The 8,434-nt window shown below is 46.3% G+C and carries 10 protein-coding genes; 2 read left to right on the top strand and 8 right to left on the bottom strand.

The annotated features are described in order from the left end of the window. Positions 1-14: 14 nt before the first annotated feature. The 6 genes from QMA35_RS20130 to QMA35_RS20105 form a co-directional block, all read right to left on the bottom strand. A complete protein-coding gene (locus tag QMA35_RS20130; protein ID WP_281648939.1) occupies positions 15-881 on the bottom strand; it encodes a hypothetical protein in 867 nt (288 codons plus the stop codon). A 159-nt stretch (positions 882-1,040) separates the two neighbouring features. Next, positions 1,041-1,367, bottom strand: a complete 327-nt coding sequence (locus tag QMA35_RS20125) for an autotransporter outer membrane beta-barrel domain-containing protein (protein WP_281648938.1) — start codon at positions 1,365-1,367, stop codon at positions 1,041-1,043. 10 nt (positions 1,368-1,377) lie between these two features. Then, complete coding sequence (gene arsJ / locus QMA35_RS20120; RefSeq protein WP_281648937.1) at positions 1,378-2,601, bottom strand: organoarsenical effux MFS transporter ArsJ; 1,224 nt, start codon at positions 2,599-2,601, stop codon at positions 1,378-1,380. A 96-nt stretch (positions 2,602-2,697) separates the two neighbouring features. Further along, positions 2,698-3,702: an ArsJ-associated glyceraldehyde-3-phosphate dehydrogenase gene (locus QMA35_RS20115; protein WP_281648936.1), complete on the bottom strand. Its 1,005-nt coding sequence runs from the start codon at positions 3,700-3,702 to the stop codon at positions 2,698-2,700. Positions 3,703-3,729: 27 nt separating this feature from the next. Continuing rightward, complete coding sequence (locus QMA35_RS20110) at positions 3,730-4,062, bottom strand: metalloregulator ArsR/SmtB family transcription factor (RefSeq protein ID WP_281648935.1); 333 nt, start codon at positions 4,060-4,062, stop codon at positions 3,730-3,732. Positions 4,063-4,303: 241 nt separating this feature from the next. Then, entirely contained in the window at positions 4,304-4,444 is a 141-nt protein-coding gene (locus QMA35_RS20105; protein WP_281648934.1) for a hypothetical protein, read from the bottom strand. Positions 4,445-4,630: 186 nt separating this feature from the next. On the opposite strand from QMA35_RS20105, the gene QMA35_RS20100 reads away from it, so the two are divergent. After that, a complete protein-coding gene (locus tag QMA35_RS20100) occupies positions 4,631-5,752 on the top strand; it encodes a hypothetical protein (protein WP_281648933.1) in 1,122 nt (373 codons plus the stop codon). Between the two features lie 71 nt (positions 5,753-5,823). Here QMA35_RS20100 and QMA35_RS20095 read toward each other — a convergent pair whose 3' ends face one another. Beyond that, entirely contained in the window at positions 5,824-6,738 is a 915-nt protein-coding gene (locus QMA35_RS20095) for a LysR family transcriptional regulator (RefSeq protein WP_281648932.1), read from the bottom strand. A gap of 119 nt (positions 6,739-6,857) precedes the next feature. Between QMA35_RS20095 and QMA35_RS20090 the strand changes: the two genes are divergently transcribed. Further along, positions 6,858-8,066, top strand: a complete 1,209-nt coding sequence (locus tag QMA35_RS20090; RefSeq protein ID WP_281648931.1) for a multidrug effflux MFS transporter — start codon at positions 6,858-6,860, stop codon at positions 8,064-8,066. Between the two features lie 176 nt (positions 8,067-8,242). Here QMA35_RS20090 and QMA35_RS20085 read toward each other — a convergent pair. Beyond that, positions 8,243-8,434 (bottom strand): hypothetical protein (locus tag QMA35_RS20085; RefSeq protein ID WP_281648930.1); only part of this gene is annotated, 192 nt, incomplete at its 5' end.

Raw genomic sequence — 8,434 nt, 5'->3', positions numbered from 1 at the left:
GAGAGTTTGTTAGATCAGGAAGCATCCCATTGGCTCAACCCACATTTATTGTGAACAGAGCCAATACTTCCATTGTTGGTTATGGAGCCGGACAGTTGAGTTCCATATAAATTTACACCGTTGTAGTTTTCTGAATTTATAATGCCATCAGTGTATATTTCGCCATTTATATCCGCACTGGATACATGAATACCCGTGCCACCAGAAAGAGTTCCGTGGTTAGTAATGTTGCCACTAAATTTTAAACGGTTTTCAGGGTGTTCTTCTGTTTCGTATCGACCAGATAGATTAATGGCACCATAATCAGCATGTATGGTTCCATCATTAATAATATTGCCAGTAAAACTGGTCAGATAACCATTACTGTAAGACGATTTCAGCGTTAATCCACGGCTATCACCATAAATCGAGCCACTACTGGTATTATGAATTTGTCCTGTGAGATTAACGTCGCCAGAGTGGCTATATATCTCTATACCTGAAAGGGCATAGGGGAAACCATCCTGAAGATTGATGGTGCCACTATTCGTTATGTTTAAATTCCCTTGTGCAGAGTCAACAAAGATTGCGGCAGAAACATAGTTTCTATCTTGTGGTTCATGATAACCACCAAAAACTGACCCTGTTTCTTCAATCGTGATATTCGTATTTATTTCTTGGCCAGACACACTAACGGCTGAGGCCCAAGGGTACGGGTACATCCGCGGAAATCGATGAGAGCTAACTGAGCCTTTAACTGTGAGATTACCGTTGCCATCCAGAGCTATCGGATTTTCTGAAACTGTGCCTTCTTCAATGACAATATTTGCATTTGCCAGTTGCGAGGCTAAAAGAGCGGTACTTATTGCAACAGCCAAAGTGCTTTTGGGAAAAAATGGCATCCTTTTCATTCCTACCTATAATTTTTTATTTGTTATATGTCGTTTAACGGCCAAGATTCTGCACGTTTGTACAACTGAAATCTATGGCTAATTAATTGATAATAGGTGTTATCTCCGGCCAGAAATACAAAGGCCGGAGATGTTGCTGGTAGCAAAAGATTAGAAATCGTACCGAACCTTGGCCTGCACGGAGTCGGCTTTAAAGCCGGATTGCCAGATATGGTCATAGTTGAACGACAGGCTTAAGTTATTGTCCATCCAGTAAGCCAGCCCCAGCCCTGCCTGATAGCGTGTCTTTTCAGGCTCAATACCCACAGTGCGGAAACTGAGAGGAAGGTTAAAGACTTCAGCGCTTACATCCTGAGTGACTTTGTCTGCTTTAAAGTCATGGAAAGCAAACAGAGAGAGTTCTGGTAACAGTGGTCCACGGTCAGTTTCAACCAGATGACTCAGGCGTACACCGGCACCCAGCTCGAAAACTGTCAATCAAGTGTGATCATTTTGGTGCATGGTGCTCTTTAGGTAACCACAAAGAAATCACAGAAGCCGCTGCAATAAACCCTGCTGAAACCCACAAACAAAGCACTAGTCCAGACATTTCAAATAACCATCCGGAAAGTATGGTACCAATCAATCGTCCCATAGCATTCGCCATGTAATAAAAGCCCACATCCATAGAAACGCCATCCTCTCTGGCGTAGGCAACGATCAGGTAGGAGTGCAGAGATGAATTAACAGCAAACAGTCCGCCAAAGATCAGTAATCCAATAATTATTACTGGCTGTGGATGCCAGCCAGTTTGTACTCCATAGGCGACGAAAGTCGTGACTATCGCTAATCCAGCTGCCCAAAGCATGGCTGCTCGGCCACCACTGTTTTGGCCGGTTATGCGTGGTGCTATACCTTGAACAAACCCATAACCAATCACCCAGAGTGCGAGAAAGCCACCTACTTCTTCACTGTTCCAACCAAAGGTTGAACCCAGGTAAATAGGCAGGGCAATAACAAACCACACGTCCCGTGCGCCAAACAGAAACATTCTGGCTGCAGAGAGAATATTAATGGGGCCACTCTTGGAAAACAGTTCGGTGAACTTGGGCTTGGCTTTGGCTTTGCCGATATTACTGTCCAGCATTTTCAGGCTGAGTAATAAAACGGCGGTCAATACTGCAGCCATAATAACCATGGCATATTTGAAGCCAACCAGAGCCAGCAGCAAACCGCCAATAAAGAAACCCAAACCTTTCAATGCATTCTTGGAGCCGGTAAGAATGGCAATCCACTTATAGAGTTTGCCTTGTGCACCATCTTTCACCAGCATCTTGATGGAACTCTTGGCACTCATCTTATTCAGGTCTTTGGCAATACCTGAGAGCGCCTGCGCAGCCATAACCCAGGGCACTGAGAGCATGGTTGCCGGTACTGTCAGCATCCCCAGAGCAATGACCTGCATGGCTAGCCCGATATTCATGGTGCGATTCAGGCCAAGCCTTGCTCCCAGCCAGCCACCGGTGAGGTTGGTGACCACACCAAAGAATTCATAAAACAGGAACAGTGCCGCAACTTCCAGAGGTGTATAACCCAGCTGATGGAAGTAGAGCACTACCAGCATGCGCAAAGCACCATCGGTAATGGTGAAGTTCCAGTAATTAAAAGTGATCAATAAATATTGCTTAATGGAACGATCAATACTGGATAGTTTGGATTGCAGGACTTTCATTCTGCCATATATCTCTTCAGGCAACTGAGATGTATTTGAGGAGGTGTTCTGGTTGACCTTATTAAGGTCAACCAGAATCATCAGTACGATGAATAACTAACTCTTGCCAACCTTCAAAGCCAGTTCAGCTGTACGGCAGGCGTAGCCCATTTCGTTGTCGTACCAGGCGTAAATTTTCAGCATGCGTTTATCCACAACCATGGTTGAAAGAGCATCAACAATTGAAGAGCGGGTGTCGCCTTTGTAATCGATAGACACCAGCGGTTTCTCTTCAAAACCAAGTACGCCTTTCAGTTCACCTTCAGCGGCTTCTTTCAAAAGGATGTTAACTTCTTCTACAGAAGTATCTCGCGCTACATCGAAAACTATATCGGTAATAGATGCGTTTGCCAGAGGAATACGAATAGCGTGCCCGTTCAGTTTGCCTGTTAGCTCAGGGAAAATCTGAGTAATAGCTTTTGCGGAACCGGTAGTTGTAGGAATCAGACTCATACCACAGGCTCTTGCCCGGCGCAGGTCTGTGTGAGGCGCATCCAGAATCGTCTGGGTGTTGGTAATGTCATGAACCGTTGTCATGGAACCGCGCTCAATCCCCAGTTTTTCATGAATCACTTTGACTACTGGCGCCAGGCAGTTTGTGGTGCAGGAAGCCGCAGTCACAATTCTGTGCTTCTCTGGGTTGTAGAGATGATCGTTTACACCAACCACAATGTTTTGAACTGTGTCGTCTTTAACCGGTGCGGAAACAACAACCCGCTTAACCCCCTGAGCCAGATACTTATCCAGATGGTCACGGGTTTTGTGTTTGCCAGTGCACTCAATCACAACATCACAGCCAGACCAATCTACGGCATCAATTTCTTTTTCCTGAGAGCAGGAGATTGCTTTACCGGCAACGATCATAGAGTTTTCGGAAGCCGTAATCAGATTGTTCTTCCAGGTTCCCTGTACAGAATCAAACTCCAGTAGGTGCGCCAGAGTCGGTGCATCACCGGCAACATCGTTAATGTGAACGAATTCAAAGTCACTCCAGTCAAAAGCGGCCCGCATAACCAGGCGACCAATACGGCCAAAACCATTGATACCAACTTTGATAGACATATGCGTCTCCAAAAAGAAACTGAAAGGTTAGTTACACACGCAGGGTTCGGACTTCAGGCGGTCTGTATCGGCCTGGTAGGTTTCCTGCAAACAATTGGACTTGGCAAGGCCGTCAATCACTTTATGGCTCCAGCCGGGAATATCTTTAGCGATGTTGTAGTAAACCCACTGGCCTTTTCGGGTGTCCTGAAAGATTCCGAGAGTTCTGAGCTGAGCCAAGTGTCGGGAAATCTTGGGTTGGGACTCTTCCAGTGCGGATGTCAGGTCGCAGACTCTCAGTGCACCCTCTCTGGCAATCAATAAAAGGCAGCGCAGGCGTGTTTCGTCGGAGAGCAGCTTAAAGAACTGGTGTGGAAGCATGAAATATTTTCACAATCATATATGAATATATGGATGTGCATATATTTACCAAGGGAAATAAAAAAATCAACCGTATTTTTACTCATGAAGGTAGTTCAGGCGTGGAGAACAGCAAAGAATTCCAAGCCGCAATATCGGCAGGGAATTTAATCGTCGGTTCGATATGAGGACAATGATCTTAAGGCTTGGCTACATGGCAGCCCGCATTTAGCCATATTTTGTTTGAAGTGCGCTAAGAGATTTACTGCTTATCCGCGGGCTCACCCTGTTTATGGAGAAAATTATCCAAGTGTTTCATGGCAATGCTAATAGCTCCTGCACTGAAGGCAACACCGTATGCAACAGCGTAAGCAGCAGTTTTGATAGCACGCCTTTTGAGCATTTCTCGCTTCCTCGCAAACACTGTGACTAGCCTCTTCTTTGAGTATAAGAAGAGTTTCGGCAGCGGGCTGTTTTACTTTTAGTTTGACGTGAAAACCCACATTCCAGGAGCATGGTTTATTTAATGGCTTAGACAAAGTTTTGCCCCCTCTGGCCGATATGCCTCGCATAATCGCGGAGGATGACTATGACCTTTATCAGAACACTGGCTCGGCTGGGAATGGCTGTGGCATTAACTGCTTCAACGGGACTTTCGGCAGATCTGCTGACTCTGGAAGAGCGCGGTACATCTGAGATTATGGCGAAAATTCGCGCAACCATGAATGCTGAAGCGGCAAAAACTGGCTCCCTTATTCCCTGGGAGTTCAGTTATAGGGCAGGTGGTTCAGACAAGATTGTACAGGTTCTGTCTCCAATCCCTTTCACCGTTAAAATGGATGGTGAGCGTACAGATATATCTCTTTTTAATGTCAGGGTTAACGAGGCTGAGGCCATTCTTACCATGACCGCGAAGGATGACTTCGAGAGTGGCGAAAGTCAGATGATGATTGGCTACTCTGCCGAAAAGGACGAGCGAGGTGTTCGCTATCAGGTGTCTTTCAATGGTAAAGAAGCTCAAGAAAAAGGGATGTCAGCTGAGCGGGTCGGAGGAGAGAATCAACAAATTGATATTGAGCTGGAAACACCACAAGAATTTTTGCCCACCCAGCAGGAGATCAATACTGCAACAACATCCCGTGGCAATCAGCCTGTCACCATCTTTGTTTTCAAACATAAAGATGTTCGTGAAAGTGTATCCAGCCTGACCCATGAGCATTTTAGCTGGTGGGCCAGGCATATGGATGCCATCAGTCAGCGCCACCAGACAAATGGCAACGGCCCTTTATACAGTGAGCTGGTGGTGGATTTTCGCACTGACAAGAAAATTCAGAACTTCAAATACAAAGGCAAGCCGTCAGAAAAACTCAAAGAATTGGCCAAAGAGTTTCAGCGCTATAAGTGGGAAAACGGTATTATCGGTTCTTATAAACGTAACAAGTTTCTGCTGCTCACCGAGAAAATGATGAATTGGAAAACCCTCGGTATTGCCTACGTTGGCGGTCAGTATGGTATGGCGGCAGATGACGATGATCAGGTAGCTGCCCATGAAATTGGCCATATGTTTAACGGCAGTCATGATAAGGCCGATGTTGTTTATAACGGCTGGTGGTGCGAATCCATTCTCTATTGGCAGCATTTGTTTCTGCGAGCCAGCTGCCACCGTTATACCGAAGCCAATATGAATGTGATTATCGATTATCTGAAGTAACGAATTAGAGTTTTATCCGGGGCCGCTTGGCCCCTTTTTTCATGCTGCCTGGTCCCTTTTTTCATGTTGCTTTATGTGTGGCGAATAAAGAACGAACGTAACCATTGATGAGCAGGGTCCTGCTGATGCCGTTGGTGCCAATACAGTTCATGGGTGATGGGATCAATATTGAGTGGTACGGGTAACATCGCCACCTTGTAGCGGGACATGGCGTATTCCGCCCATTGTTGCGTGCAGATCAACAGCAGGTCGGTGTTTTCACACACGCCTGTGGCATTATGGAAGTCGTCAACAGCTACCACGATATTTCGTTTCAGTTTAAGTTGATTCAGAGTGCGATCAATAATCGAAAACTTATCGGTCACTGAACCCATGCCCACATGTCTGAGGGTTAGCCAAGCTTGCTGATTCCACACTTGTTTTAGACAGGGGTGATCTTCGCGGACCAGACAAACCAATTGGTTTGCGTAGAGACTGCGACAGTAAAGGCCGGATATACGTTTTTGGCCACAATCAAGGTCACTGGGCAGCACCACCAAATCAAGATTTCCGGCAGAGAGTTGCTGTATATCACTCAGGCTCAGGTTTTTGATCTTAATCTTTGCCAGAGGGGCCTGACTGAGAATGTTGTTAAGAGATTTCTGGAAAATCAGTTGGTTGGTTGTTTCTGGTAAGGCCACACGAAAATAACGCTGGCACAAAGCAGGTTCAAAACTCTGGGGCTGAACAATGTTCCACAGACCATCCAGCATTGGGCGAAGATCATCTTTAAGTGCCAGAGCTCTTGGTGTAGGGATTAATCCGTGAGCTGTGCGAGTGAACAGAGGGTCGCCACAAATCTCCCGTAATCGGGAAAGACTCTTGCTAACCGCTGATTGGCTCAAACTTAATCGGGCAGCAGCCTGAGTCACACTGCGTTCCTCTAACAGTGCTTGCAGACAAACAAGAAGGTTCAGATTAATGCGGGACAGTTCGCGTAAAGACATAACCGCTAAGATATTCCATAAAGGAAATTTGGGAATGAAAAGGTATCACTACCACTCATAATTAATGAAGTCACAATACACGGACAATCGCCCGAAATGGAATGAAGAGTCACAACGTAATGCCTGTAACCCAAAGATCAGCCCTGCCAGTTATTTTTGCACTGGTTATTCTCAGCCCTCTGGCTATTGATATGTACCTGCCATCACTGCCGGAGATGAGCCGAGTATTCAAAGCGGACGAAGCAGGCATGCAGCTGACAATCTCACTGTTTATGATTTGCATGGGTGTTGGTCAGCTATTTGCTGGCCCGGTATCCGATCGTTTTGGTCGCAGAGCGTCCGCTTTGCTGGGAACAGGCTTGTATGTTGTTGGCAGCTTGATGGGAGCTATGTCAGAGACTTTGTCTGTTCTTTATGTGTCCCGTGTTTTGCAGGGAGTTGGCGCGGCCAGTTGTGCAGTCAGTGCATTTGCCTGGGTTCGTGATCATTTTGATGCTCGGGAATCTGGCAAGTGGATCAGCTACATGGGGGGAATGATAGGAACTATTCCAACACTCGCCCCTACTCTTGGTGGCGTTTTAGCTGTGCAATGGAACTGGTCTGCCAACTTTGTGTTTATGGGACTTTTAGGCGGTGCGGTTTTTATAGCAGCCATGATCTTTATGGAAAAAGGTCGATCTATCCATACGACTCCGTCCAAATCAGCAGAATCTGATGGCAATAACCTGAAAGAGGTTTTGACTCATCGCCAGTTTCTGACCTATTCACTCACCGGCACTTTAACCATGGGTGGCATTTTGGCGTACGCAACCAATGCACCTTTCGTTGCCATGAATCTTGCAGGTTTGGATGAGTTTGGCTTTGCCATGATGTTCGGCATGTTGGGCGTGTTGCAGCTGCTTTCCAGTATTGCAGCACCTCACCTTGCAGGACGTATTGGGCGTCGGCAAACCATTATCTTTGGCTCTGTTCTGTCACTTGTTGGCGCTGCGAGTATGTTAGTGATTCCAGCCAATGAGCCTCTCTGGTATTTCGCTATGGCCGCACTGGGGTGTGTTGGTTTTAACCTGATTTATGGCACAGCTTCCGGCTTAACACTCGAGCACTTCAAGCATTGCTCTGGTCTTGCTGCGGCAATAGACGGCTGTGCTCGCATGGCAGGTGGCGGCTTGATTGCCTCTTTGCTGAAGTTAACCGGGTTGAGTGTTTTTGGCGTAGTTTCTCTGGCTTATGGCTTGCTGATTATTCCCCTTCTGTTAGCCATGTGGGATTTGGCATCCAGAAAAAAAGCTGCTCCAGAAGACGTCCCTTACCAGGAAGCAGCTTAAGAGGGATTACCAGAGTCAAAAACCTAAGGTTTCGCTGGTGGATTGGGAATGGTGGATTGGGAAGCGAAAACATTTCTATGGCACCACCACTATGAAAGGTGCCTTTTAAGCTGGCCTGCATAATAAAATTATTATGGTTATCGGGGTTCAGCAGTAATGATAAAGATGCATCGTTATTACTGGAATCCCGATATGGCCAGTCCGTCATCATCTGTAGCCCAAAGTTTGGTGTAAGAGTTATCCATATTCAGGCCATATAGAAACAATATACCAGACTCTTTTTTACCGCCGAGATGGGATAACTCCACCTCTGTGGTGGCTCTGTTCACAATACATGTTGGTGCATGAACTATACTTCTGAGCACCGG

The organism is Parendozoicomonas sp. Alg238-R29 (genome assembly GCF_947331445.1).
Classification (GTDB): Bacteria; Pseudomonadota; Gammaproteobacteria; order Pseudomonadales; family Endozoicomonadaceae; genus Sansalvadorimonas.
The sequence above is the reverse complement of the archived record's forward strand: the minus strand, read 5'-3'. Positions and strand labels throughout refer to the sequence as shown.